Origin of the sequence: Nonomuraea rosea (genome assembly GCF_039539705.1) — a bacterium.
Classification (GTDB): domain Bacteria; phylum Actinomycetota; class Actinomycetes; order Streptosporangiales; family Streptosporangiaceae; genus Nonomuraea; species Nonomuraea rosea.
Window position 1 is genome coordinate 129,349 of record NZ_BAABDQ010000006.1, and the last position, 23,474, is coordinate 152,822.

Sequence of the window (23,474 nt, forward strand, 5' to 3'; positions counted from 1 at the left end):
TGCGCGGGTCAGCGCCATGCGCGGGTCAGCGCCATGCGCGGGTCAGCGCCATGCGCGGGTCAGCGCCATGCGCGGGTCAGCGCCATGCGCGGGTCAGCGCCATGCGCGGGTCAGCGCCATGCGCGGGCGCCTGGCTGCCCCGCTGGCCGTCGCCTTGGCAGCGATGGCCCCTACTTTCAGCCGAGGTCGGGGTGTGGAAGGTAGCGGTCAGGGCGGATGGCGGCGAGCGCGGCCTCATCCGCCATGAACGTGTCCATGTCGGCGATCCGCCACCCTGCGCCGAGCAGAACCGGCACGAGCGGATGCGTCCCCGGCACCGCGATCTGCGCCGTGCCGATCGCGGTGAACTCCGCGCGGACAGCGGCCAAGGAGCCGAGCACCGCCTCGGCGCAGTCCTCCGGCGTCACGCCACCGGCCGGGCCGATCGTGAGCCGGCCCTCCGCCACGCGAGCGAAGACGTAGGCCCGCTTCGTGGCGTACGCCGTGACGCCGGGGATCGCGGCGTACCAGGCGAGTGTCTCCGGCCGGGAACCGCCTGAGATGACAGCGTCCAGCGGGGCGACCTCATCCGAGGGCACCGTACGCACCGGCGGACCGGACGGTCCTTCGACCGGTCCGCCGGTGAGATACAGCAGCGGGCACCAGGGGCGCAGCCCGAGCCGGGCGTACAGACCGACGGCTCGGGGATCCGACGAAGCGAAGGTCACCCGTGGCCCGTCCCCATCCAGCAGTTGGCCCAGCAGCGCCCGTCCCACCCCGGACGACTGGTGCTCCGGCAGCACGAACAGGTCGCCCAAATGGGTGATGTCGCCCCGGCGCAACGTCCCGCCGAAGCCCTGCGCTCCTCCGGAGTCGGCCGCGGCGAGGAGCAGCGTGCCGTATCTGTGCTCGGCGTCGAGAAAGTCACCGTCCGCCGGCCAGCCCTCCAGCAGCCCGTAATGCCGGGCCACCTGCCGGATGGCGGGCATGTCATCTGTGGCCGCGGCCCGCACGCGCATGCTCATGACCCCTTCGCTCCGCTTCCCGGCACATCATGTCAAAGCCGGATCTGTGCACGGACCCGCCGCCGCGTCCGGTGCTGTGTGCCGAACCGCAGAGTTCAACGGTCCCCACCCTCACAGAACGTCCCCGGAAGCCCTGGAGCGCCGGCCTGGCCTTCGATCGGCTTCGACGTCGACCTTCGTGAACTGCGAGGTCAAGAGGGGGTCGGCACGCTCTGCGACTTCCTGCGGGCGATCGGGAGCGAGCTCGGTAAGCCGGTGCTGATGAGGCAGGCAGTCGGTTACCGCCCAAGTGGGATGAGCCGTTTGGACCGCCGTCGCTCCTGCCGTTGATCTCCGCGGCAACCATGCAGAACGTGGTGGTGGCTGTGCTACGGATTACCGCTCACAAGCCGTCGGTGATGAGGTGCTTGGACGGGGCCGTGATCTTGACGGGTTTCCCCCATCCTCGGTAGATGATGTTCATCGTCATGGTCTCGGCCTTACCGCCGACGTGCGTCGGGGTGAACCTCATGGTGGCGTGGAAGCGTCTCGGCAGGTTGTCCGGGCCTGTCCAGAGCTTCCAGGTGATCTGTCCACCGGAGGTCCCAAGGCCGCCGTCGTCGGTGCCGAAGAAGATCCCGGCCTGCTTCTCACCCAGGTGAAGAACCGTCACCGTGCCGCTGTGGCGGGTCGTCTTCACGCCCTCGACGGTTCCGCCGTCGGCGCTGGTCGCACCATAGGAGGCGACCAGGTCGAGGAAGCCCAGGTTGATCCCGTTGACCAGATCCTTGCCCCAGACGGTCCCGGCGAAGTTCCGCCCGTAGTCCCATTCCCCCAGCGTCTGTGGCGACTTCCAGATGTACTTGCCCGCGTCGGAACGCACATAGCTCTGTGAGTAGAACTCCCGGCCGATGGTGATCTCTCGGGATCGCCCCGTCGCCGCCTTCTCGTAGGAGATCTCCGTGAGGTCGGCGGCGTACATGCCTGCAGCGTTGAAGCGGTACGCGCCTGAGATCTTGAGATCCTCCGAGAGCAGAGGGCCGCCGCGTCGCCTGACGGAGAAGCGCACGCTGCTCTTCTTCGCGAACTGCTTCTTGACCGCTTCGACGACGGGGTCGAGAGACTGCGACTCGGGAGCCGCGTGCACGGCGCCGCCGGGGACCATGACACTCAGCAGGCCGGCCACCACCAGGGCGACGCTCATGCGTTTCATGCGCCGATCTTCACAGAAGATGATCTCTATCTCGTCACGGCAGGTCCCTGGGCCGGCGTCGTCATCCGCACGGCGGGCGCAGGTGTTCGATCGTGATGTGGTGTTGCTCGGTCAGCCGCTGGGCGATCAGCGAGCGGTGGCAGGCCTCGGGGTCGCGTTCGACGCAGAGCAGCGCTGCGGACCCACCGCCCGGCGGCTCCGACGCGATCGGCGTGGGGTCGGCGTGGTCGAGGATCTCGATGGTGTAGCGGCGGGTGTACTCGGGGGCGAGTTCGCGGCGCGAGCGCTTGCCGACCCCTTGGCGGTCGTCCTCGGCGTACTGGAGCCGGCGTAATTCGGTGGTCGGGGCGAGCTCAGGGTGGTGTTCGTAGGCGATCCCGGCTTGGGCGAGGGCCGCCTGCAGCCGGCGTGAGTTCGCCCAGGCGTACTCGGGTCCGCGGACACCGCGGCGCTGGCGTACGTCGAGCAGCAGCCGAACGTCCGCCTGCCGCAGTCGTCGCAGGAAGGATTCGCCGTCGAAGCCGTACACGCCGATTGTCACCATTCTGAGCACCGGAGATCACCTACCTGCCTGCTGCACAGTGCCGCCTCCGGCAGGACTGCCGGAGGCGGCGAGCCGGATCACGCGACGGCGGTCCCCTCAAGCTCGACCATCAGGTCGGGGATCGCCAGCCGGGTCACCCCGAGCATCGTGGTGGACGGCGCCACCCCGGCGGCGCCCAGCCGCGACGCCAGCACGCCGTAGTGCTCGAAGAGCCGATCGACGTCGGTGGTGTAGACGTTGAGCCGGACGAGGTTCGCCAGGGACATGCCGGCCTCGCCGAGCACGGCCTCCAGGTTGTCGAGGCTCAACGCCAACTGCCCCGCCATGTCGTCGGCATGCTCGGGCTTGCCGTCGCCGCTCATCGCGGTCTGCCCGGCGCAGTAGAGGGTCCGGGTGTGCCCGGAGACGATCTCACCCTGGTTGTACCCCATCGCCACCGACCACGCCCACGGGTTGACCGCTGTTCGCTCCATAACTCCATGCTCCATTCGATTCGTCGACATCACGTGCGTCCATCGGCTCGGTGGCCGCTGTTCGCGTTGATGAGCCTCCCAACAAATCACGACATCCTGTGTCGTGTATTTGAGTAGGGTTTTCGTATGCGCGCCGACCGGTTGGTTTCGCTGGTGCTGCTGCTGCGGCAGCACGGCCGGCTGTCCGCGAACGCGCTGGCCCGCGAGCTGGAGGTGTCCACCCGTACCGTGCTGCGCGACATCGAGGCGCTGTCCGCGGCCGGCGTCCCGGTCTACGCCGAACGCGGCCGGCACGGCGGGTTCGCGTTGTTGCCCGGTTTCCGGACCGAGCTCACCGGGCTGAACGCCGACGAGGCCCTTGCCCTGCTGGTCGCCGGATCGCGGCGCGGCGCGCAGGCCTTCGGCCTCGGCTCGGCGCTCGCTTCGGCGATGCTCAAGGTGGTCGACGCGCTGCCCGAGAGCTATCGGGACACCGCGGCGGGCGCGGCCGAGCGATTGCTCATCGACCCGGAGACCGACCTGCTCTCGCGCCGGCTGGTCGCCGAGGAGGTGCCTGACGCCATAGCGGCCGAGGTCCTGCGCGCGGTGTTCGCCGGGCACAAGCTGCAGATCCAGTACGCGGCCGTGGACCAGACCCCGAAGTGGCGCACGGTGGACCCGATCGGCCTGGTCACCATCCGCGACCGGGGCTATCTGCTGGCCACGAGGTCTGGCGCGGACCGTACGTACCGGCTGTCCCGCATCTCGGCCGCCAAGGAGCTCGACGAGCCCGCGCAGCGACCAGACCGGGTCGATCTGGACCGGGCCTGGCAGGAACGCAGCACGCGGTTCCGGGCCGGCGGCGACCAAGTCACCGTGCGGGTACGGGTGCACCCGGCGCGGCGGGAGGACCTGGTGGGCACCGCACTGGCCGTCCTCACCGAAGAGGCCGACGCAGACGGCTGGCTGCGGCTGGAGGTGACCTTCCAAGATCCGCGACACGCCGTATGGGCGCTGTGGCAGCTCGCCATGAGCGCGGAGGCCCTGGCCCCGCAGTGGTTGCGCGACTCCCTGCGCGACCGCGCCACCGCGATCGCCACCCGCTACGAAGTCTCTTCCTGAGACGCCTGAAGTTCCTTGCAGGGGCGGGTCAGGGAGGACGGTCGCCGCGGGGGCGGAGGACAATCGACTACATGGCGAACATACGGCTCGGCGACGTCACGACCTGGTACGACGAGCGTGGGGACGGCGATCCCCTCGTCCTGCTGCACGGCGGTTTCGTGGACTCGCGGATGTTCGCGCCCGCCCTTCCTGTGCTCGGCGACCGCTTTCGCGTCTTCACCGTGGATCGGCGCGGGCACGGCAGGACGCCGGATGTCGCCGGTCCCATCTCGTACGAGCTGATGGCGCAGGACCTGATCGCGTTCCTGGACGAGGTCGTCGGCGGGCCGGCGCACCTGGCCGGGCACAGCGACGGCGCCAACGTGGCCATGATCGTGGCGATGCGGCGGCCCGACCTCGTGCGCAAGCTGGTGCTGGTCAGCGGGAACTTCCGTTACGACGGAATCGTGCCAGGGGTGCTGGAGGGGTTCGCGGAGGAGGACGTGGTGCGGTCGCTGGCGCCCAGGTACGGCGAGGTGTCCCCCGATGGCGAGGAGCACTTCCCCGTGGTCGTGGAGAAGCTGCTCCGGATGGCGGCCGAGGAGCCGACGCTGACGGAGGACGACCTCGGGCGCATCACCGCCCGCACACTCGTGGTCGCGGGCGACGACGACGCCGTGACGCTGGAGCACACGATCGCGCTCTATCGGGCGATTCCGGACGCGGAGCTCGCGATCGTGCCCGGCACCTCCCATCTCCTGGTGGTGGAGAAGCCCGGTCAGGTCTATCCGCTCATCGCGGACTTCCTGGCCAACGACCCCGTACGCACCTGGCAGCCGATCCGCCGCGCCGCAAGCGAGCATTCAGTCCGCAGCTGAACCCGCGGGATGCGGCCTCGGCGGGGAGATACGGTCGGAGGGTGAGCACTACAGCGTTTTCCACCGCGATCACGCAAGCCCGCGACCTGCTCAGATGGCGTTCGCCACTGCGGACCGAGCTGTGGGCGGCCCGGCTCACCGCCACGCTGGAGCCCGGCGAGGTGGCGCCGCTCCTGCGTGAGCTGGCCGATGACGAAAGCGCGGAGTCGCGGCTGACCCTCGCCGCCCTGTCCGCCGTCAACCAGCCCCCCGGAGGCGCCGATGGCTCGGTAGCTGGAGACCATCACGCAGAAGGTGCGGATGACCCGGCCGGCGGAGACCGTGGGGCGGATGAGGAAGACGTGCCGGGCCGGGATTCCACGGTCGGTGCGGCTTATGCGGTGGCCGGGCGTGGGATGGCGGAGACGCTGCCCGGGTGGGTGCACCGGATGGGGCGCGTGGTGTGCGACGGCGCGTGGTACGGCAAGGCCGACCCCTACGGCGAGCAGGCGCTGGCCGTCCTGGCCTTCCGCTACGAGAACGACAAGGAGCCTCACCTCCTCGTCGTCGGCATCGACCAGGTCAACGGCGGCCTGGCCGTGGACGCCCTGGTCGAAGAGGTGAAGTTCCTCGACGACCTCAGTCTGCGCCCGGCCGAGCCAGGAGAGGTCGCGGGCCGCGTGCTGGACGCGTTCGAGTCGAGCGATCAGGTCATGGGCGCGCTGGTCGCCGACACGCTGGCCGCCGTCCGGCCGCTCGCGCTCTCACGGGCCGGCGCCGTGCCAGGCGCTGTACGCCAGGCGCCCGACGACACGGTGGCCCGCTTCGACGGCCTGCCTGAGCTGCCGGGGGCGCGGGAGGCGTTCGAGAAGCTGGCCGAGTTCGTGGGTGATCGGCCGCTGTGGTGGAGCCCGGGCCGGGCCGCCCAGTTCCTGACCTCCTGGTTGCCCCGCGAGGCGATCCTGTCGGACGCGGCGATCGCGGCGATGCCCGAGGTGGTGCGTGCCTGGAGCCGGTTCTCCGGCGACCACCCCGCGGTGCTGCGCCAGATCGACGCGGACGCCCCTCGCCTGCCCCTCCTCATGGCCGACGACTCCCTGGCCGGGCTCGGCAAACGCATCGCCAGAAACCGCCAGGGAGATCACCGCTAGAAGCCTCGCGAGCCCACCCCGGCGATGGGCTGGGCTCGGAGGCCTCCGCCGAACGCCTCGAAGGTCCCGAAGGTCCCGAAGGTCCCGGAGGTCCCGAAGGTCCCGGAGGTCCCGAAGGTCCCGGAGACGGCGCGCTTCGCGGAGGACGCGGCTAGAACGCGTAGCGGATGCGGCAGTAAGGCAGGCGGTCGGTGATCAGGCCGGTGAGGGCGGCCACGTGGCGGCCCTTGAGGCCGGTGCGGTAGCGGACGTTCCAGCCCCCGCTCTCCGAGCGCTTGACCTGCTGCAGCTCCGGCCGCCACAGCACCTCCTCCGCCTTCGGATGCCACCCCAGGTTGACCTCGTGCAGCCGGTCGTTGTGGGTGAGGAAGATGACCTCGGCGGCGAGCTGGGCACGGGCTTCGGGGCTCAGCGCGTCGTCGAGGTGCCCGAGCAGCTCGGCCCAGCTCTCCAGCCAGCCCTCGCGCACCACCACCGGGCTGAGGTTGACGTGGACCTCGTATCCGGCGGCCACGAAGTCGTTGATGGCGGCGATCCGCTCGGCGATGGGCGAGGTGCGGATGTCGAGCAGCTTGGAGTCCGCGGCCGGCATGAGGCTGAACCTGATCCTGGTGCGCCCCTGCGGATCCCAGTCCAGCAGGTCCCGGTTGACGTATTTGGTGGCGAAGCTGGCCTTGGCGTTCGGCAGGTAGCGGAACAGCTCCACCAGATCGCGGACGTTCTCGGAGATCGTGGCGTCAAGCGAGCAGTCGGAGTTTTCGCCGATGTCGTAGACCCAGGCCCGCGGATCCACCTGGTTGGGCTCCGGTTTGACGCCCTGGCGGGCGGCGTGGCGCTGGACGTACCCGAGGATCTTTTCGATGTTGGCGAACACCGTGATCGGGTTGCTGTAGCCCTTGCGGCGCGGCACGTAGCAGTAGGCGCAGGCCATCGCGCAGCCGTTGGCCGTGGACGGCGCGATGAAGTCGGCGGAGCGGCCGTTGGGGCGGGCCGTCAGCGACTTCTTCACCCCGATGACCAGTGCCTCGGTCTTGATCCGGACCCAGCGGGCCACGTTGGACTCGTCGCCGTACAGCTCGGGGATGCGGTGGTGGCTTTCGACCTCGACGCGCTCGGCGCCGGGGAAGCGCGCGAGGATCTCCCGCCCGCGCGGCAGCTCCGCCGCCGCAGGCTCAAGGTATATGCGCCGGATGTCCAGCAGCCGGTGACCTTCGGTGATCGACATGTTACTCACCGGCCATGCTACCTGGACGTGCCCGATGAGCCGTCCCGGAACGCGCTCGACAGGAGCATGTCGAGGGCGATCGGGTACGCGCTGTCGTTCATCCGGGCCACCAGCAGCGGCGCCGTGGCGGCGATGTTGGGATGAGTGCTGGCCGGCAGCCGCGCGTACGTGTCGCGCCACACCTCCTCGTCGGCCTCCCTGGCGGCCCTCGGCAGGGCCAGCGTGGCGGCGTCGAGGATGGCGAAGGCCAGGCTCTGGTCGATGAAGGCGTGATAGACGCGCACCGCCTCGGCGTCGGGGAACCCGGCCCCGCGCAGGATGCCGAGGATCATCTCGTCGCTCGCCACCTCGTTCGGGCGGCCCGTGACCCGACTCGCGGTCAGTACGGCGGCCTGCGGGTGGGCGAGGTAGGCGTGGTGGATGCGCAGCCCGAGGTCGCGCAGGTCGGCCCGCCAGTCGCCGGTCGGCGCCCAGTCCGCCATCGCGTGGCCGAACAGCTCGTCCGCGATCGCCAGGATCAGATCGTCCATGCCGCGGAAGTACCGGTAGATCGTGCTCGCGTCCGCGCCCAGCGCGAGGCCGAGGCGGCGGGCGGTGAGCCCCGCCTCGCCGTGCTCGCGCAGCATCCGCAGCGCGGTCTCCACGATGAGCTCGTGCGTCAGCACCTGCCCCTGTTTGGTGGGACGCCGCCGTCTGCGTGCCGTCTCGGGCACCACTCGCTTGGCCATGGGACGGGCTCCTTATGCCAACGCCATTGACGTTGATGAGCCTACTGAAGTTGGATAAATGCCACACCCCCCAAAAGCGTTAAAAAGGGGATTTATCGTCATGCGTATCCTTCTTGTGGGAGCCGGCGGCGTAGGAACCGCCATCACCCGAATCGCGGCCCGCCGCCCATTCTTCGAGCACATGGTGGTCGCCGACTACGACCTCCCCCGCGCCAAGGCGGCCGTCGCCGCGCTGGGCGAGCGGGCGGACAGGTTCACCCCGGTCAGGATCGACGCCGCCGACGCCGCCGCCGTCACCGCGCTGCTGGCCGAGCACCGATGCGACGTCCTGCTGAACGCCACCGACCCCCGTTTCGTGCTGCCCCTGTTCGAGGCGGCGCTGGCGGGCGGGGCCGACTATCTCGACATGGCGATGTCGATGTCGAAGCCGCACCCCGACCGGCCGTACGAGGAGGTGGGCGTCAAGCTCGGCGACGACCAGTTCGCCCGCGCCGCGGAGTGGGCCGGCTCAGGACGGCTGGCGCTGGTGGGCATGGGCGTCGAGCCAGGACTCGCGGACGTCTTCGCCCGGTACGCCGCCGACGAGCTCTTCGACGAGATCGAGGAGATCGGCATCAGGGACGGCGCGAACCTCACCGTGGACGGCTACGACTTCGCCCCCTCGTTCTCCATCTGGACCACCATCGAGGAGTGCCTCAACCCGCCGGTCATCTACGAGAAGGCCCGCGGCTGGTACACCACGGAGCCGTTCAGCGAGCCCGAGGTCTTCGACTTCCCCGAGGGCATCGGCCCGGTCGAGTGCGTGAACGTCGAGCACGAGGAGGTTCTGCTGGTGCCTCGCTGGGTGGACGCCGGCCGGGTCACCTTCAAGTACGGCCTCGGCGAGGACTTCATCGACAAGCTCAAGACCCTGCACGCGCTGGGCGTGGACAGCACCGAGCCGGTCGCCGTCATGACCGACCGCGGCACCGCGAAGGTCTCGCCGCGCGACCTGGTGGCCGCCGTGCTGCCCGACCCGGCCGGGCTCGGCGACCGCATGCACGGCAAGACGTGCGCGGGCACGTGGGTGAAGGGCGTCAAGGACGGCCGGCCGCGCGAGGTCTACCTCTACCACGTCGTGGACAACCAGTGGTCGATGCGCGAGTACGGCTCCCAGGCCGTGGTCTGGCAGACCGCCGTCAACCCGGTCGTCGCCCTGGAACTGCTGGCCGGCGGGGCGTGGAGCGGAAAGGGCGTGCTGGGGCCGGAGGCGTTCGAGCCCCGGCCGTTCCTGGACCTGCTGGTCGAATACGGCTCACCGTGGGGCCTGCGCGAGCAGTGAGGGGGGCCGGGGACCGGCCGCCGGAGCAGGCGCAGGATCATTGAGGGGCAACGACCCGTACGACGGAGGACCCCTTGAGCATCGCCGACGATCCCGACCGCGCACCGGCCCGCTCCCACCTGTACGCCATGGGCATGTCGGAGGAGGAGATGCGCCGCCCGGCGGTCGGCATCGCCACGACGTGGACCGGCACGATGCCGTGCAACCTCACCCACCGCGAGCTGGCCGCCCACGTGGCCGAGGGGGTGCGGGCGGCGGGTGGCACGCCGATGGAGTTCAACACCATCGCGGTCTCCGACAACCTCACCATGAACACGCCCGGCATGCGCACCTCGCTGGTCAGCCGGGAGGTCATCGCCGACTCGATCGAGCTCATGGGGCTGGCGCACGGGTTCGACGCGCTGGTGGCGATCGTCGGCTGCGACAAGACCGTACCGGCCGCGATCATGGCGCTGGCCCGGCTGGACGTGCCCTCGGTCGTCCTGTACAGCGGCAGCATGATGCCCGGCCGCTGGCGCGGGCGCGACGTGACCATCCAGGACATGTGGGAGGCGCTCGGCGAGCGCGCGGTCGGCCGCCTCGACCAGGCCGAGCTGGACGACCTGGCCAAGCACGCCTGTCCGGGGGCCGGCACCTGCGCCGCCCAGTACACCGCCAACACCATGGGCGGCGTCGCCGACTTCCTGGGCCTGGCCCCGTTCGGCGTCGGCGACGTCCCTGCGGTGGCCGCGGACAAGAACGCCGCCGCGCGCCGGGTCGGCGAGATCGCCATGGAGGCGCTGGCCCGCGACGCCCGCCCGTCGCGGGTGCTCACCGCGGACGCCCTGCACAACGCGATCGTCTCGGTCGCGGCGATGGGCGGCTCCACGAACGCCGTCCTGCACCTTCTGGCCATCGCCAGGGAGGCGAACCTGCCGCTGGAGATCGACGAGATCGGCGAGGTGTGCCGGCGGGTCCCGATCATCACCGGGCTGAAGCCGAGCGGCGGCGACTACACCGCGCTCGACCTGTGGCGGGCCGGCGGCACCTCGCTCGTGGCGCGCCGCCTGCTGGAGGCCGGGCTGCTGCGGGAGAACGTCACGCTGGTGGACGGCCGCACGCTCGCCGAGGTGGCGGCGGACGCCGAGGAGACGCCGGGCCAGCAGGTCGTCAGGACGGCCGCGGAGCCGTTCAAGCGGCGCGGCGCGCTGGCCATCCTGCGGGGCTCGCTCGCGCCCGACGGCTGCGTGCTCAAGCTGGGCGGCAAGGCCGACTTCCGGCACGAGGGGCCGGCCAGGGTGTACGACTCGGAGGCCGCGTGCACGGCCGCCATCGACGCCGGCCTGATCGTGCCGGGTGACGTCATCGTGGTCCGGTACGAGGGCCCGGCGGGCGGTCCCGGCATGCGCGAGATGCTGTCGATCACCGGCCCCCTCGTCGGCCGCGGCCTGGGCGACACGGTGGCGCTGGTCACCGACGGCCGGTTCAGCGGGGTCTCGCACGGGCTGGTGATCGGGCACGTGGCGCCGGAGGCGTACCACGGAGGGCCGATCGCGCTGGTGCGCGACGGGGACACGGTGATCGTCGACAGCGCCGCGGGCACGCTGGACCTGGTGGTGCCCGAGGCGGAGCTGGCCGAGCGCCGGGCCGCGTGGCGACGGCCCGAGCGGGCGGTCGAGCGCGGGGTGCTGAGCAAATACGTGATCACGGTCGGCTCCGCCTCGGACGGCGCGGTCACCATCTGAGCGGATCAGGCGCCGGATGCCGGGGATCAAGTGGGCGTCATGGGCGGCTATGCTGCGCAGTGACGTTTGCCGATGCCCCCCACGTGGGCGTTTCAGAAGGAGACTCGCGCGATGTACAAGGAGTTCGCAGTCGAGGCCGTGATGTGGCTCGTCCCGGTCGTGGTGCTGATCGGGCTGGCGCTCCTCGTCACCGCGTGATCGGGATCGCGCTTCTCATCACCGCGTGATCGGGATCGCGCTTCTCATCACCGCGTGAGTGAGCCGGGGGCCGCACCGATCATCGGCCGGCCCCTGGTGATCCGTACGACGCCCTTGGCCGGCTCAGGAGGCCCAGGCCAGCAGCGGGCTGCCCTGCCTGAGCCGTTTCAGCGCCTGTTTCTCCAGCTGCCGGATGCGTTCCCTGGTCAGCCCGAGATGCGCGGCGATCTCGGTGTAGCTCTGCGCCTCCTGGCCGGTCAGGCCATACCTGAGCTTGATGACGAAGGCTTCGCGCGGCGGCAGCGTCGTGACCACCTGGTGCAGCTCCGCGCTCATGGCGCGGCGCTCGGTCACCTCCTGGACCTGCAGCCCGTCATCGTCGGCGATCATGTCGCCGATCTTGCCCTCGCCGTACTCCCCGACCGGGATGTCCAGGCTGACCATGTCCTGACCGAGCTTGCGTAACGCGGAGACCTGCGCGGGCGACCGCTCGGCCGCGTCTCCCAGCTCGGCGTCCGTCGGCTCGCGGCCGAAGTCCGCGGCCAGTTGCCGCTCGATCCTGATCAGCCGCGACAGCTCCTCCGCCACATGGATGGGCAGCCGCACGGTACGGCTCTTGTCGTGGATGCCGCGCTCGATGGACTGGCGGATCCACCACATCCCGTACGTCGAGAACTTGTAGCCCCGCGTGTAGTCGAACTTCTCCACCGCCCTGATCAGCCCGAGGTTCCCCTCCTGGATGACGTCGAGCATGGGCAGCCCCCGGTAGGAGTAGCGCCTGGCGGCGGCGACCACCAGCCGGAGGTTCGACCTGATCAGCAGGTCCTTGGCACGTTGCCCGTCGCGGACGAGCAGGCCGAGCTCGGGTGTGGCATCACCGCGCTCGATCAGATGGCCCGCGTACAGGCCGGCCTCGATCCGCCGGGCGAGATTGACTTCGTCCGCGGCGGAGAGCAAGGGAGTTTTGCCGATCTGCTCCAGGTACGTGCCGAGCAGGTCGGGCTCTTCGGCCGACATGTTCGGGGACTACCCGGTAAACGGCGGCGAATTCCCGGCTTCGTTGAGTTCGGCGATGGCCAGCTCCGCCGTACTGCGGATATCGAAGAACTTGTCCAGCGCGGTGATCGCGAACAGATGCTTGCATCGGCCGTTGAGCCCCGACAGCAGCAGCCGCCCGCCGGAGGCGGTGACCGCCTTGTGGAGATAGACGAGCACGGAAAGTCCGGAGGAGTCACAGACGCTGACGGCCTGCATGTCGATGACGAGCAACGGTGGCTGGGTCAGGTCGAGGGCCTTGGTGACGCGGTCGCGGACCTCCGCGGCGGACCCGAAGTCGAAGTCCCCCGTCAGCCGCGCGATGACGCAGGGTCCCTGGAGCCCGAGGCTTATCGACAAGGCCTGCTCCGAAGTCACCCAGCTCCACCTACCTGCGTTGCTTTCCCGATCCAACCACTTTACGAGAAGTAGCGCTTCGGGTTGAACACCAGCATCTGCTCAATCTGGTCGTCGGTCACACCCGAGTCCAGCAGTGCGGCCAAGACGTCGTCGTGAATGTGATCGTAGCGCCAGTTCGGTGCGAGCGTGCTGCGAGCCTCGTCCCAGGTGCCGCCGAAATAGTCCATGAAGCATGCGGTGTCGTGGCTGAAGACCATGCGATCGGCGTATCCGCGCTGGCAGAGCGCCGCCACCGTGGCCACGCGCTGCGGCGTCGGGTTGTAGACGTCCAGACCGAATCGGTCCATCCCGAGTGTCGCGCCCGTGTCGGCCAGCCGCATCAGGTAGTCGAGGTCGTTGCTGTCGCCCGCGTGCCCGACGACCACCTTCGTCAGGTCCACGCCCTCCTTGGCGAACAGGTCCAGAGCGATCAGGCCGCTCTGGGTGAAGCTGTTCGTGTGCACGGTGATCGGCGCGCCCGTGCGCGTGTGCGCCTGCGCGACCGCCCTGGCGATGCGCTCGACGCCGGGTGTGAGGCCCTTCGCCTCGACCACGCACTTGAGGAACGCGGCCTTGACGCCGGTGTCGGCGATGCCCTCGGTCAGGTCGCGGACGAAGTCGTCGATCATCGGGTCGGGGCCGTCGAGGAACAGGCCGGGGCCGCGGTGCTCGTACTGGTGCGGGAGCTCCTCGAAGGAGTAGATGCCGGTGGCGACGATGATGTGCAGGTTGGGCAGCTGATCGGCGACCCGCTGGATGCGCGGCAGGTAGCGGCCCAGCCCCCACACCGTCGGGTCGACGATCGTCCGCACGCCCTTCGCGGCCACCGCGCCGAGCTTGGTGACCGCGTCCGCCACCCGGAACTCCTCGTCCCACCAAGCACCTTTGCCGTAGTTGTCCACGTGTTCGGTGGCCACGATGAACACGTGCTCGTGCATCAGCGTCTGCCCGAGCTCGTCAACGTCGATGGGTCCGCGAACGGTGCTGACGGTGGGCATGCGCGCCTCCATACCGGCTGGTCTGTGGCGCCACCGTAGGCGTCCGCACGATCGCCGTCAACCAGTGGTGCGCGTGGCGGCGAGCCGCCTGAACAACGGCTCGGGCCGCGGCAGCCGCTCACCGCTCACCGCCGCCGCCACGCGCGCCGCCGCCGTCGGCAGGAAGGGCTCCAGGTGTACGGCCAGCGCCCGGCAGGCGTGCACCAGCGTGCCCAGCGAGGCCTCCTGCCCCGCCCGGTCCTGCTGCCAGGGCCAGGTCTGCTCGACGTACCTGTTCGACTCCTCGACGATCTCCCACACGGCCGCCGCGGCCCGCCGGAAGTCGAAGTCCTCCAGCGCCTCGTGCACCTTGCCCGGCACCTCGGCGAACTCCTCCCCCGGAGCATCCGGGACGTGGCCGTCCAGGAAGCGATGGACCATGGTGACGACCCGGTTGACCAGGTTCCCCAGCCCGTTGGCCAGGTCCTCGTCCGCCCGCCGGGCCAGCCGCTCCTCGGTGAAGTCGGCGTCGCCCACGCGCGGCACGTCACGCAGCAGCCACCACCGCACCGCGTCCACCCCGTACGCGTCCACGAGCTCGGCGGGGTCGGCCGTGTTCCCGGCCGACTTGCTGATCTTGCGGCCGTCCACCGTGAGGTAGTCGTGCACGTAGATCTCCGTGGGCAGCGGCGCGCCGGCGGACAGCAGCATCGCCGGCCAGTACACCGCGTGGAACCGGATCACCCCCTTGCCCACCAGGTGCGCCTTGCGCCGCTCGGCGACCCACCAGCGGTCGTAGTCGTCGCCTTCGAGCGCGGTGACGTAGTTGGCCAGCGCGTCCCACCACACGTAGATCACCTGCCCCGGGTCGCCGGGCACCGGGATCCCCCATCCGCGGGCGCGGGCGGCGGAGCGCGAGATGCTGATGTCGGCCAGCCCGGCCTCGATGAACGCCAGCACCTCGTTCCGCCGCGCCGCGGGCTCGATCCTGAGCCGCCCGCCGCGGATGAGCTCCAGCAGCGCGTCCTGATATCGGGAGAGGCGGAAGAACCAGTTCTCCTCCGACACCCGTTGCAGGGGCGCCTGGTGCCCGTCGGGGCAGGGGCCCTCCGGGTAGAACTGCTCGCAGCCCACGCAGTAGAGCCCCTCGTAGTGCCGCCGGTACAGGTCATGCCCGGTGGCCCGCCAGATCCGCTCGACCCCGGCCCGGTGCGCGGGATGCGAGCTGGTCCTGATGAACGCGTCGAACGACAGGTCCAGCGGCTGCCGCAACCCCTCGAACGCCGCCGCGTTCCGGTCCACCAGCTCGCGCACCGGCACGCCTTCCGCCTCGGCGGCCAGCACGTTCTTCAGCGAGTTGTCGTCCGTGCCGGTCTGGAACCGTACGGGCTCGCCCCGCCGGCGGTGGTGCCTGGCCAGCACGTCGGCCTGGACGAGCTCCAGCGCGTGGCCGAGGTGCGGCCGGGCGTTGACGTAGGGGATGGTCGTCGTGATGTACATCGGGTGCCTCCAAGGGGCCCCGGACACGACGAGAGGCCCCGGTTCGCAGGGCCTCAGCAGGACGTCGCCGGTGAACCCCCTAGGGGGCCATCATCACCGCGTACGTCGTCATGCCGCCCATGCTACCCCGGGCGCCGCCGGGGCCGTCACGAGAAACCGGCCAGCTTGTACAGCACGAGCGAGCCCGCCACCGCCACGTTCAGGCTGGCCCCCGTGCCGATCATGGGGATCTCGACCACGGCGTCCAGCAGGTCGAGCGCCTCGCCCGGGATCCCGGTGGACTCGTGCCCCAGCACGATCACGGTCGGCTCCCTGGCCATGGGCAGGTCGGCCAGCCTGATCGCCTCCTCGGCCAGCTCGACGCCGAGCACCCGCTCCTGCCGCCCGGCCAGCCAGCTCATCGGCCGCACCCAGTGCACGCACGCGCCGTCGCGCAGGGTGTTGCCCCTGTCCAGTGCCTCGGGCACCCAGGGCAGCCGGGGCACGGCCAGGCACGCGCCGACCGCGTCGCACGTGCGCAGGAGGGTGCCGAGGTTGGCGCCGTGCATGGGCCAGAGGGGCGCCACGATGAGGTGGCCGAGGCATCGGGGCCGGCGGCGGCGCCGCTGGGAGCTGAGATCTTTCCTGGTACGGACCCGGATCCCGCTCATGCGCGCGGGAGGGTGCTCCTGACGTGGATGTGCATGCTGTTCATGCGAAGGGCGCTTTCAGCGGCACGCCCGGGCCATCGACGAGAGATCACGGCAAGTCTACCGGCTCGTCGTACTCAGCGTCGGGGACGATGGTGGCGCAGCGCCCAGAGCAGCAGGCCGATCGCGAAGACGGCCAGCCCGGCGAGCACCGAGCTCAGCGGCAGGGTGGCCGCCAGCACCAGGCACAATCCCAGCCCGGCGATCGGCACCGGCTTGGGCGGCGCGCCCTCGTCGCGGCCGAGCGTGAGCGCGCAGGCGTTGGCGATGGCGTAGTAGACGAGCACGCCGAACGAGGAGAACCCGATCGCCCCCCGCAGGTCGGCGACGAGCAGCAGCACGATCACCGCGCCGCCGACCGCCAGCTCGGCCCGGCGCGGCACCTGCCGCACCGGGTCCACGAGCGCCAGCGCGGCCGGCAGGTCACGCTCCCGCGCCATGGCGAGCATCGTGCGCGAGACGCCGAGCAGCAGCGCCAGCAGCGCGCCCAGCGCCGCCACCGCGGCGCCCGCGCCCACCACCGGCGCCAGCCACCCGGCCCCCGCCTCCCTGACGAGGTCGGCCAGCGGCGCCGGGGACCTGGCCAGCAGCACGGGGCCGAGCACGTGCAGCGCGGTGGCCGCGACCAGCGCGTAGACGACCAGCGTGACGCCCAGGGCGATGCCGACGGCCCGGGGGATCGTGCGGGCCGGGTCGCGGACCTCCTCCCCCAGCGTGGCGATCCTGGCGTATCCGGCGAACGCGAAGAACAGCAGGCCCGCTCCCTGCAGCACGCCCCATGCGTCGACGCCGTCCGCCGTGAACGGCGGGTAAAGGAACGGCTCGGAAGCGGGCCTGCCGAAGGACCACCCCAACGTGACCTCCGTGTCGCCGGTCAGCCCTGCGACCACCACCGCCAGCAGCACGGCCAGCACGAAGACCACGATCGCCCTGGCCACACCCGCCGAGCGCTGGACGCCGAAGAGGTTGAGCAGCGTGAGCGCGGCGACCGCGCCGATCGCCAGCGGCCTGGCCGCGCCGGGCGCGACATAGGCGCCGAAGGTGAGCGCCATCGCCGCGCACGAGGCGGTCTTGCCGACGGTGAAGCCCCAGCCGGCCAGGTAGCCCCACAGCGGGGTGAGCCGCCGCCTGCCGTAGACGTAGGTGCCGCCGGACTCGGGGTGGCGGGCGGCCAGCCGGGCCGAGGAGGTGGCATTGCAGTAGGCCACGACGGCGGCGAGGGCGAGCGCGAGCGGCAGCCACGCGCCCGCGGCCCCGGCGGCGGGCGCGAAGGCCGCGAACACGCCCGCGCCGATCATCGCGCTCAGCCCCACGACGACCGCGTCGGTGGTGCCGAGCCGCCGTGCCAGCTCTTCGGGCAACGCCCCCGCCTCCTCCCGCTCAGACCGGCACCCACTCTGCCGCATCCCACCGACACATCCAGCGCGGGGCCGGACGGACCGGTGGGGGCAGGTAGAGCGGTAGGACCAGGTGGAGCGGTGGGGCCAGGTGGACGGCGACGGTCACGCGGACGACTGCGGTCACGCGGACGACTGCGGTCAGGTGGTCGGCTGTGGGCCCGGCACCACCAGCACCGGCCGGTGCGCGTGGTGCAGCACCCGGTCCGACGTGCTGCCGAGCAGCAGCGACCGCACCCCGCCCAGCCCCCGCGTCCCCGTCACGATGAGCGTGGCGTCGAGCTCGTCCGCCACGTCCACGATCGTCGACCACACGGCCACCGAGTCCACGTCGCACCGGGGCACGGCGTCCAGCCCCGCCTCCCGCGCCAGGTCCGCCCCGCGCTGGGCCAGCTCGCTCATCGCCTGCCCGATCGCCTCGTCCTCCATCCCGGACTGGTCGATCGTCATCATCAGCCCGGCGGACGCCCTGGCCGAGGTCATCGCCAGCCGCTCCCACACGGTCAGCACCACGGCCGGCTGCCCCCTGAAGAGCCCACCGGCGAAGGCGATCGCGGCCTTGGCGTCATCAGAACCGTCGTACGCAATCAAGATCGTCATTCCAGCCACTCCCATTCGAACAGGCGCGCGTCACAAGGCGCCGGGCTCTCCTTCTTTCCCGATCAACCCGTTTCACGCCTGCGTCAGGGGTAGCCGCCCGATATGACCGTTACGCGATTTCAGGACCTCCCCCTTGCCGACCGCGACCGCGAGTGGGACGCCGCCGCGGCGGACAAGCGGGTACGCAAGTGGGCAGACGCCGAGGACAAACCCAACGCGAAATACCGAGAAGCCCACATCTGGTACGACGCCGACAACGCCGACGAGTTCGGCGCGTACAAGCTGCCGTTCGCCGACGTCGTGGGCGGAGAGCTGAAGGCGGTGCCACGGGCGGTGATCGCCGCCGCCGGGATCATGGACGGCGCCCGCGGCGGGATCGACATTCCCAAGGAGGACGTCGAGCCGGTCAAGCGGCACCTGGCGAAGTACTACGCCAAGACGGGCGAGACCCCGCCCTGGGAGCGCTGAGCGGCCAGCGGATTGAGCATCGACAACCCGGCCAGCGCCAGCACGCCCAGCTCCGTGACCACCACGACCCGCTGGGTCAGCCCGGCCGGGATGTCGTCGTTGCTCAGCGGGATGCCGAACATCCGCACCACGTACGGCACCACGACCATCAGCAGCGCGCCGAGCGCCAGCGCGCTGAGGATCCGCACCGCCTTGGCGTACCGGATCTTGGCCTGGGCCAGCAGCAGCCCGGCCACGGGCATCATCAGGAAAGCCGCGAAGGCGGCGTACCGGTGGATGCCCCCCGACAGGGAGAGCGGCACACCGGGCCGGTCAGTGGGAAAGGCGCCGATCAGGAACATGCTCGTCCCCCACGCCAGCAGCAGCACCACGATCCAGCGGCTCATCCCGGCCCGGCGCAGCGCCTCCGCGATCAACGCGGAGCCGGCCGCGAACAGCGTCAGCGACGCGGGCAGCAGCCAGCCGGTCGCCTGGAAGGCGTACTCGCTGATCACGCTGTGCATCGGGTCGAGGCCCGCCTCCGCGTGCAAGGTGAGCATGGCGCCGGTCCCGGTGCCGATAGCCGCAAATCCACTGACAAGCAAACCCTTCATGGCTTAAAGCTCGTGGAAAGCGGCGTTCCGGAGTATCGAGGATCGTCCCCAACAGGCCCTGAAGCATCCCCTAATACCTTGGTCGGGTGCTCCCCTGAGAACCGCGCCCGACCTGCGCGGATGTGACCCTGGGTAGGGCCTGCCCCCTCAGGGTGGGTACGGGAACCCGCCCTCGGATTTGACTTAGAGCGCACTCGAAGGGTGAGTCTGGATACATGACGATCCAGGAGGCTGCGCAGCGGTCGGGATTGAGCGCTCACACGCTGCGCTACTACGAGCGCATCGGGCTCATCCACTCGGTCGGCCGCGACGGCAGCGGGCACCGCGACTACGTGGAGGGCGACCTCCAGTGGCTGGAGTTCCTGACCAAGCTGCGCACGACCGGGATGCCGATCGCCGACATGTGCCGCTACGCGGAGCTGCGGCGGATGGGCCCGGACACCGCCGACGCCCGCCGGGTGATGCTGGAGCTGCACCGGGAGCGCGTCAGGTCCAGGATCGCCGAGCTCACCCAGGACCTGAAGGTGCTGGACTACAAGATCGACCGTTACAGGGGGCAGGCATGAACAAGCGCACACTCGGAACCGGCGGCCCGCAGGTCTCCGCGCTCGGCCTCGGCTGCATGGGCATGTCGGAGTTCTACGGCCAGGGCGACGAGAAGGAGTCGATCGCGGTCGTCCACCGCGCGCTCGACCTCGGCGTGAACTTCCTGGACACCGCCGACACCTATGGCAAGGGCGCCAACGAGGAGCTGGTCGGCCGCGCCATCAAGGACCGGCGCGACGAGGTGGTGCTGGCCACCAAGTTCGGCATCAAGCGGGAGGGCACCGGCAGGTCGGTCGAGAACAGCCCCGAGTACATCAGGGCGGCCTGCGACGCCTCGTTGCGGCGCCTCGGCCTCGACCACATCGACCTCTACTACATGCACCGCCGCAACCCGGACGTCCCGATCGAGGAGTCCGTCGGCGCCATGGCCGAGCTGGTCCGGCAGGGCAAGGTGCGCCACCTCGGCCTGTCGGAGGTGAGCGCGAAGACGCTGCGCGCGGCGGCCTCCGTCCATCCGATCGCCGCCCTGCAGAGCGAATACTCCCTCTTCACCAGGGGCATCGAGGCGGAGATCCTGCCCGCGGCCAGGGAGCTGGGCGTCGCGCTGGTGGCGTACTCGCCGATCAGCCGCGGCTTCCTGGCCGGCACGTTGCCGCCCGCCGACCAGCTGCCCGACGACGACTTCCGCAAGTGGATGCCGCGCAACACGGGCGAGAACGCCGAGCACAACGCGCGCCTGGCGGCCGAGGTGCACAAGATCGCCGAGGCGGCCGGCGCCACCGCGGCGCAGCTCTCGCTGGCCTGGGTGCTCGCGCAGGGCGACGACGTCGTGCCGATCCCCGGTACGAAGCGGCTGAAGTATCTGGAGGAGAACGTGGCCGCCGCCGAGATCACGCTGACCGCCGAGCAGCTCGACGCCCTGGTCGCGGCCGTGCCCGCGGACGCGGTGCGCGGCACGCGCTACCCCAGCATGTCGGAGATCGAGCGCTGAGATCGGCCGGCCTCAGGGGGCGTCGAAGTAGACGCGGATCGAGGTCGCGCCGGCCCGGGTGTGGACGCGTACGAGGTCGCCGAGCAGGTTGACGATCAGCAGCCCGCGCGAGCCCGCGGTGCGCGGGTCCACCGGGTTGCGGCCGACCAGCGGGTCGAGGATGTGACCCGCGTCGCTGACCTCGCACACCAGCCGCCCGTCCGCGGCCCACACCCGGAACGTGCCCGAGCCGCCCCCGTGGTCGAGGCTGTTGGCGCCCAGCTCGGCCACCGCCAGGCGGATGTCGTCGATCCTTTCGTCGCCGAAGCCCAGCTCGGCGGCCCGCCGGGCGGCCAGGAACCGCACCGCCGACAGGTTGGTGCGGTCGAAATACAGCGAGACGGGCTCGTGCGGCTCGTCCAGCGGCCGGTTGTGGCCGTCGATCACCAGCTCGGGCGCGTAGTCGGCGCTGGGCCACTCGGCGGTGGCGTCCCTGAGCACGGGATGGGTGCGGGCGGCCTCGGCGAGGACGTGCGGGTCCAGGGCCACGGCGTCGTACGGGCACAGGATCGTGACGTGCCGGCCCGCGAACGCCAGGTTGATCAGCGCCTCGTGCTGGGCGCAGGCCGGATATTCCGTCGCGGTGCGCCCCGGCCAGATCGGCTCGCCGATGATCCGCACGTGCCGGCCGCGATGCAGGTCGGCGAACTCGCGCAGCACGCCCGGGATGATCCGCCCTGGATTGCGCCCCGCCCGCGTCATGTCGAGCATGAGCACCGCGTCCGCGTCGGCGCCCAGCTCCGCCGCGATCAGGGCCAGATTCGCGGGCGGGACCGCGACCGCGACCGGCTCGCCGGCGGCCAGACCTTCGCGTAGGAAGGCGGTGGTGGCACCCACGTATTCCCGCTCTCCCTGGTAGAAGAGCGCCGGATGCACGAAAGGTTCTGCCAACATCAGTCCTCACGCTACCTAAGGATGATGAATCCATGGCAATCAGTTGGGTACCTATTACGGTGTGAAGAGAGTCCAGGTCATTCAGCGTCCCAGACCCAGGCCCACCCCCCCGCCCCTTGACCTTCGCACCCCTTCAGGCCGGTCCCTCCCGTTCTGAGCCCGGCCGACCTATGCTCGGGACATGTCGGAATTGCAGATGAGGGTCTCCGACGAGGACCGGGAGCGCACTGCGCAGCAGCTTCAGCACGCATTCACCGAAGGCCGTCTCACCCAGATCGAGCTGGAGGACCGGCTCGAGATCGCCCTGACCGCGAAGACCTATGGCGACTTGCTCGGCCTGATCACCGACCTGCCCGTCGAGCAGCCCGTCAACGACGTGGTCACCCTGGAGTCGAAGAACGGCCACCTCAAGCGGGCCGGCGACTGGGCGGTCCCGCGCCGTCTTCGGGTGAGCTCCAAATACGGCAGCGTCGAGCTGGACCTGTCGGAGGCCGTCGTCACCCATCCGGTCGTGGACATCGAGCTCGACCTCACCTACGGCTCCGCCAAGATCATCCTGCCGGAGGGCGGGGTGGCGAACGTGGACGCGTTCCAGAGCGACTGGGGGCAGACCTCGACCTCGGACGTGCCGGGCAGGCCACGTCCTGGCGCCGTCTACGTGGTGGTCAGCGGCCGCGCCAAGTACGGCGGGCTGAGTCTCCGCTATCCGCGTAAGCGCTGGTTCACCCACTGATGGAAGAGCGAGATGTGGTGCTCGCTGGGCACGAGCACCCCTCCGTCCCGGTACGCCCGTGACGACATGCCGGGCTGCGTCCGCTCGCAGGCGTCGAAGTCCTGCTCGTTGACCCGGTGGAACAGCTCGACCGACAACGACAGGTCGGCCCCTGAGGCGATCACGTCGGGGTGGTAGAGCCAGTCGCACTCGACGACCGTCCTGTCGGCGGCCATGGGGTACATCCTGTGCATGATCACGTGGTCGGGCACCAGGTTGACGAACACCTGCGGTTTGACGGTGATCGCGTAGTAGCGCCGGTCCTGGTCCTGTGACACGTCGGGTAACTTGCCGAACCCCCTGCTGCCGTCCACGGTGAACCCCTCGGCCCGGTCGGCGAACTCCGCGCCGTGGCCCACGTAGTACTGGGCCGCGTAGCCGCCGGCGAACTCCGGCAGGACCGCGGTCAGCTCGGGGTGGATGGTGGCGCAGTGGTAGCACTCCATGAAGTTCTCGACGATGAGCTTCCAGTTGGCCCGGACGTCGTAGACGATCCTGCGGCCGAGCGCGAGCTTGTCCACGTGGTAGCGCTCGATGGCGGCGGGGTCGCCGAGCCGTTCCGTGGCCGCGGACGTCACCGTCTCCTCGAACGACGGCGGCTCCGCGGCCAGGCACACCCACGCGTACCCGAGCCATTCACGCAGGTGGACGGGGACCAGGCCGTACTCGACGCGGTCGATGTCCGGCATCTTGGCCAGGTTGGGAGCCGCGGCGAGCCGGCCGTCGAGGTCGTAGGACCAGGCGTGATAGGCGCACCTGATCGTCCGTTTGACCTCGCCCTGGGCCTCCACGCAGAGTTGGGCGCCGCGGTGCCTGCAGACGTTGAGGAAGGCGCGCAGCCGGTCGTCGCGGCCGCGGACGACGAGCACGCTCTCCCTGCCGGCCTGCACCGTCTTGAACGCGCCCGGCTTCGGCAGATCCTCGGCCCTGACCGCGCAGAACCAGAGGGTTTCGAAGATCTTGGCCTGCTCCTCCGCGAACACCTCAGGGTCGGTGTAGGAGCGGCCGGGAAGCGTGGAGATCAAGCTCGACGATGTGGTCAACCGACACCCCTTGTTGCGTATTACGCACCGAGTT

The 23,474-nt window shown here is 70.4% G+C and carries 26 protein-coding genes; 10 read left to right on the forward strand and 16 right to left on the reverse strand.

The window, feature by feature from the left end; all coding sequences use genetic code 11:
- Positions 1–176: 176 nt before the first annotated feature.
- The 4 genes from ABEA43_RS17035 to ABEA43_RS17050 all read right to left on the reverse strand — a co-directional run bounded on the left by ABEA43_RS17035 (position 177) and on the right by ABEA43_RS17050 (position 3,213).
- On the reverse strand, positions 177–1,004 hold the full coding sequence (locus tag ABEA43_RS17035; RefSeq protein ID WP_345562842.1) for a GNAT family N-acetyltransferase: 828 nt from the start codon (positions 1,002–1,004) through the stop codon (positions 177–179).
- Between the two features lie 382 nt (positions 1,005–1,386).
- Positions 1,387–2,196 carry a hypothetical protein gene (locus tag ABEA43_RS17040; RefSeq protein WP_345562844.1) on the reverse strand — a complete coding sequence of 270 codons (810 nt, stop codon included), beginning with the start codon at positions 2,194–2,196 and terminating at the stop codon, positions 1,387–1,389.
- Positions 2,197–2,257: 61 nt separating this feature from the next.
- Positions 2,258–2,740, reverse strand: coding sequence for a DUF488 family protein, N3 subclade (locus ABEA43_RS17045; protein WP_345562845.1), 483 nt, complete (start codon positions 2,738–2,740; stop codon positions 2,258–2,260).
- 77 nt (positions 2,741–2,817) lie between these two features.
- Positions 2,818–3,213: a RidA family protein gene (locus ABEA43_RS17050; RefSeq protein WP_345562847.1), complete on the reverse strand. Its 396-nt coding sequence runs from the start codon at positions 3,211–3,213 to the stop codon at positions 2,818–2,820.
- Between the two features lie 126 nt (positions 3,214–3,339).
- Here ABEA43_RS17050 and ABEA43_RS17055 point away from each other — a divergent pair, with 126 nt between their 5' ends.
- The 3 genes from ABEA43_RS17055 to ABEA43_RS17065 all read left to right on the forward strand — a co-directional run bounded on the left by ABEA43_RS17055 (position 3,340) and on the right by ABEA43_RS17065 (position 6,301).
- Positions 3,340–4,314 (forward strand): helix-turn-helix transcriptional regulator, encoded by a 975-nt coding sequence (locus ABEA43_RS17055; RefSeq protein ID WP_345562849.1) that lies wholly within the window; start codon positions 3,340–3,342, stop codon positions 4,312–4,314.
- 71 nt (positions 4,315–4,385) lie between these two features.
- Positions 4,386–5,171 (forward strand): alpha/beta fold hydrolase, encoded by a 786-nt coding sequence (locus tag ABEA43_RS17060; RefSeq protein WP_345562851.1) that lies wholly within the window; start codon positions 4,386–4,388, stop codon positions 5,169–5,171.
- A gap of 41 nt (positions 5,172–5,212) precedes the next feature.
- Positions 5,213–6,301, forward strand: a complete 1,089-nt coding sequence (locus ABEA43_RS17065) for a hypothetical protein (RefSeq protein ID WP_345562853.1) — start codon at positions 5,213–5,215, stop codon at positions 6,299–6,301.
- A 151-nt stretch (positions 6,302–6,452) separates the two neighbouring features.
- Here the strand turns inward: ABEA43_RS17065 and ABEA43_RS17070 are convergent, their stop codons facing one another.
- The gene (locus ABEA43_RS17070; protein WP_345562855.1) at positions 6,453–7,526 is read right to left on the reverse strand and encodes a spore photoproduct lyase family protein; all 1,074 of its coding nucleotides are present in this window, start codon (positions 7,524–7,526) and stop codon (positions 6,453–6,455) included.
- Between the two features lie 17 nt (positions 7,527–7,543).
- Positions 7,544–8,254, reverse strand: a complete 711-nt coding sequence (locus tag ABEA43_RS17075; RefSeq protein ID WP_345562857.1) for a TetR/AcrR family transcriptional regulator — start codon at positions 8,252–8,254, stop codon at positions 7,544–7,546.
- 100 nt (positions 8,255–8,354) lie between these two features.
- Here ABEA43_RS17075 and ABEA43_RS17080 point away from each other — a divergent pair, with 100 nt between their 5' ends.
- The 3 genes from ABEA43_RS17080 to ABEA43_RS17090 all read left to right on the forward strand — a co-directional run bounded on the left by ABEA43_RS17080 (position 8,355) and on the right by ABEA43_RS17090 (position 11,497).
- A complete protein-coding gene (locus tag ABEA43_RS17080; RefSeq protein ID WP_345562859.1) occupies positions 8,355–9,575 on the forward strand; it encodes a saccharopine dehydrogenase family protein in 1,221 nt (406 codons plus the stop codon).
- 74 nt (positions 9,576–9,649) lie between these two features.
- On the forward strand, positions 9,650–11,299 hold the full coding sequence (ilvD, locus tag ABEA43_RS17085) for a dihydroxy-acid dehydratase (protein WP_345562860.1): 1,650 nt from the start codon (positions 9,650–9,652) through the stop codon (positions 11,297–11,299).
- 72 nt (positions 11,300–11,371) lie between these two features.
- Positions 11,372–11,497, forward strand: coding sequence for a hypothetical protein (locus ABEA43_RS17090; RefSeq protein ID WP_345562861.1), 126 nt, complete (start codon positions 11,372–11,374; stop codon positions 11,495–11,497).
- A 123-nt stretch (positions 11,498–11,620) separates the two neighbouring features.
- On the opposite strand, the gene ABEA43_RS17095 is transcribed toward ABEA43_RS17090, so the two are convergent.
- From ABEA43_RS17095 to ABEA43_RS17125, 7 genes are all read right to left on the reverse strand, one after another.
- Positions 11,621–12,514 carry a sigma-70 family RNA polymerase sigma factor gene (locus ABEA43_RS17095; RefSeq protein WP_345562862.1) on the reverse strand — a complete coding sequence of 298 codons (894 nt, stop codon included), beginning with the start codon at positions 12,512–12,514 and terminating at the stop codon, positions 11,621–11,623.
- Between the two features lie 9 nt (positions 12,515–12,523).
- Positions 12,524–12,910 (reverse strand): STAS domain-containing protein, encoded by a 387-nt coding sequence (locus ABEA43_RS17100; protein ID WP_169789150.1) that lies wholly within the window; start codon positions 12,908–12,910, stop codon positions 12,524–12,526.
- Positions 12,911–12,951: 41 nt separating this feature from the next.
- A complete protein-coding gene (locus ABEA43_RS17105; RefSeq protein WP_345562863.1) occupies positions 12,952–13,929 on the reverse strand; it encodes a phosphotriesterase family protein in 978 nt (325 codons plus the stop codon).
- A gap of 57 nt (positions 13,930–13,986) precedes the next feature.
- Positions 13,987–15,408 carry a methionine--tRNA ligase gene (locus ABEA43_RS17110; RefSeq protein ID WP_345562864.1) on the reverse strand — a complete coding sequence of 474 codons (1,422 nt, stop codon included), beginning with the start codon at positions 15,406–15,408 and terminating at the stop codon, positions 13,987–13,989.
- 146 nt (positions 15,409–15,554) lie between these two features.
- The gene (locus ABEA43_RS17115) at positions 15,555–16,058 is read right to left on the reverse strand and encodes a TrmH family RNA methyltransferase (protein ID WP_345562865.1); all 504 of its coding nucleotides are present in this window, start codon (positions 16,056–16,058) and stop codon (positions 15,555–15,557) included.
- A gap of 116 nt (positions 16,059–16,174) precedes the next feature.
- Complete coding sequence (locus tag ABEA43_RS17120) at positions 16,175–17,458, reverse strand: APC family permease (protein WP_345562867.1); 1,284 nt, start codon at positions 17,456–17,458, stop codon at positions 16,175–16,177.
- Between the two features lie 177 nt (positions 17,459–17,635).
- Entirely contained in the window at positions 17,636–18,094 is a 459-nt protein-coding gene (locus ABEA43_RS17125) for a universal stress protein (RefSeq protein WP_345562869.1), read from the reverse strand.
- 102 nt (positions 18,095–18,196) lie between these two features.
- Between ABEA43_RS17125 and ABEA43_RS17130 the strand changes: the two genes are divergently transcribed.
- On the forward strand, positions 18,197–18,562 hold the full coding sequence (locus ABEA43_RS17130) for a hypothetical protein (RefSeq protein ID WP_345562870.1): 366 nt from the start codon (positions 18,197–18,199) through the stop codon (positions 18,560–18,562).
- Here the strand turns inward: ABEA43_RS17130 and ABEA43_RS17135 are convergent.
- On the reverse strand, positions 18,523–19,101 hold the full coding sequence (locus ABEA43_RS17135; protein ID WP_425570277.1) for a DUF998 domain-containing protein: 579 nt from the start codon (positions 19,099–19,101) through the stop codon (positions 18,523–18,525). The two genes, ABEA43_RS17130 and ABEA43_RS17135, sit on opposite strands and share 40 nt — an antisense overlap.
- Positions 19,102–19,370: 269 nt before the next feature.
- Between ABEA43_RS17135 and ABEA43_RS17140 the strand changes: the two genes are divergently transcribed.
- Positions 19,371–19,721 carry a MerR family transcriptional regulator gene (locus tag ABEA43_RS17140; RefSeq protein WP_345562874.1) on the forward strand — a complete coding sequence of 117 codons (351 nt, stop codon included), beginning with the start codon at positions 19,371–19,373 and terminating at the stop codon, positions 19,719–19,721.
- On the forward strand, positions 19,718–20,692 hold the full coding sequence (locus ABEA43_RS17145; protein ID WP_345562876.1) for an aldo/keto reductase: 975 nt from the start codon (positions 19,718–19,720) through the stop codon (positions 20,690–20,692). The genes ABEA43_RS17140 and ABEA43_RS17145 overlap by 4 nt, the downstream gene beginning before the upstream one ends.
- A gap of 12 nt (positions 20,693–20,704) precedes the next feature.
- On the opposite strand, the gene ABEA43_RS17150 is transcribed toward ABEA43_RS17145, so the two are convergent.
- Positions 20,705–21,625: an anti-sigma factor RsbA family regulatory protein gene (locus ABEA43_RS17150; protein ID WP_345562878.1), complete on the reverse strand. Its 921-nt coding sequence runs from the start codon at positions 21,623–21,625 to the stop codon at positions 20,705–20,707.
- Positions 21,626–21,806: 181 nt separating this feature from the next.
- Between ABEA43_RS17150 and ABEA43_RS17155 the strand changes: the two genes are divergently transcribed.
- Positions 21,807–22,358 carry a DUF1707 SHOCT-like domain-containing protein gene (locus ABEA43_RS17155; protein WP_345562880.1) on the forward strand — a complete coding sequence of 184 codons (552 nt, stop codon included), beginning with the start codon at positions 21,807–21,809 and terminating at the stop codon, positions 22,356–22,358.
- On the opposite strand, the gene ABEA43_RS17160 is transcribed toward ABEA43_RS17155, so the two are convergent.
- Positions 22,328–23,440 (reverse strand): aromatic ring-hydroxylating oxygenase subunit alpha, encoded by a 1,113-nt coding sequence (locus ABEA43_RS17160; RefSeq protein ID WP_345562882.1) that lies wholly within the window; start codon positions 23,438–23,440, stop codon positions 22,328–22,330. The two genes, ABEA43_RS17155 and ABEA43_RS17160, sit on opposite strands and share 31 nt — an antisense overlap.
- Positions 23,441–23,474: the final 34 nt, after the last annotated feature.

Excerpts from the sequence above, each read along its gene's own strand:
- ABEA43_RS17135 (WP_425570277.1), bottom strand. The coding sequence starts at position 19,101 with ATGCTCACCTTGCACGCGGAGGCGGGCCTCGACCCGATGCACAGCGTG.
- ABEA43_RS17130 (WP_345562870.1), top strand. The coding sequence starts at position 18,197 with ATGACCGTTACGCGATTTCAGGACCTCCCCCTTGCCGACCGCGACCGC.
- ABEA43_RS17080 (WP_345562859.1), top strand. The coding sequence starts at position 8,355 with ATGCGTATCCTTCTTGTGGGAGCCGGCGGCGTAGGAACCGCCATCACC.
- ABEA43_RS17125 (WP_345562869.1), bottom strand. The coding sequence starts at position 18,094 with ATGACGATCTTGATTGCGTACGACGGTTCTGATGACGCCAAGGCCGCG.
- ABEA43_RS17115 (WP_345562865.1), bottom strand. The coding sequence starts at position 16,058 with ATGAGCGGGATCCGGGTCCGTACCAGGAAAGATCTCAGCTCCCAGCGG.
- ABEA43_RS17140 (WP_345562874.1), top strand. The coding sequence starts at position 19,371 with ATGACGATCCAGGAGGCTGCGCAGCGGTCGGGATTGAGCGCTCACACG.
- ABEA43_RS17145 (WP_345562876.1), top strand. The coding sequence starts at position 19,718 with ATGAACAAGCGCACACTCGGAACCGGCGGCCCGCAGGTCTCCGCGCTC.
- ABEA43_RS17050 (WP_345562847.1), bottom strand. The coding sequence starts at position 3,213 with ATGGAGCGAACAGCGGTCAACCCGTGGGCGTGGTCGGTGGCGATGGGG.
- ABEA43_RS17155 (WP_345562880.1), top strand. The coding sequence starts at position 21,807 with ATGTCGGAATTGCAGATGAGGGTCTCCGACGAGGACCGGGAGCGCACT.
- ABEA43_RS17045 (WP_345562845.1), bottom strand. The coding sequence starts at position 2,740 with ATGGTGACAATCGGCGTGTACGGCTTCGACGGCGAATCCTTCCTGCGA.
- ABEA43_RS17060 (WP_345562851.1), top strand. The coding sequence starts at position 4,386 with ATGGCGAACATACGGCTCGGCGACGTCACGACCTGGTACGACGAGCGT.
- ABEA43_RS17075 (WP_345562857.1), bottom strand. The coding sequence starts at position 8,254 with ATGGCCAAGCGAGTGGTGCCCGAGACGGCACGCAGACGGCGGCGTCCC.
- ABEA43_RS17095 (WP_345562862.1), bottom strand. The coding sequence starts at position 12,514 with ATGTCGGCCGAAGAGCCCGACCTGCTCGGCACGTACCTGGAGCAGATC.
- ABEA43_RS17040 (WP_345562844.1), bottom strand. The coding sequence starts at position 2,196 with ATGAAACGCATGAGCGTCGCCCTGGTGGTGGCCGGCCTGCTGAGTGTC.
- ABEA43_RS17105 (WP_345562863.1), bottom strand. The coding sequence starts at position 13,929 with ATGCCCACCGTCAGCACCGTTCGCGGACCCATCGACGTTGACGAGCTC.
- ABEA43_RS17150 (WP_345562878.1), bottom strand. The coding sequence starts at position 21,625 with ATGTTGGCAGAACCTTTCGTGCATCCGGCGCTCTTCTACCAGGGAGAG.
- ABEA43_RS17110 (WP_345562864.1), bottom strand. The coding sequence starts at position 15,408 with ATGTACATCACGACGACCATCCCCTACGTCAACGCCCGGCCGCACCTC.
- ABEA43_RS17055 (WP_345562849.1), top strand. The coding sequence starts at position 3,340 with ATGCGCGCCGACCGGTTGGTTTCGCTGGTGCTGCTGCTGCGGCAGCAC.
- ABEA43_RS17070 (WP_345562855.1), bottom strand. The coding sequence starts at position 7,526 with ATGTCGATCACCGAAGGTCACCGGCTGCTGGACATCCGGCGCATATAC.
- ABEA43_RS17090 (WP_345562861.1), top strand. The coding sequence starts at position 11,372 with ATGCCCCCCACGTGGGCGTTTCAGAAGGAGACTCGCGCGATGTACAAG.
- ABEA43_RS17035 (WP_345562842.1), bottom strand. The coding sequence starts at position 1,004 with ATGAGCATGCGCGTGCGGGCCGCGGCCACAGATGACATGCCCGCCATC.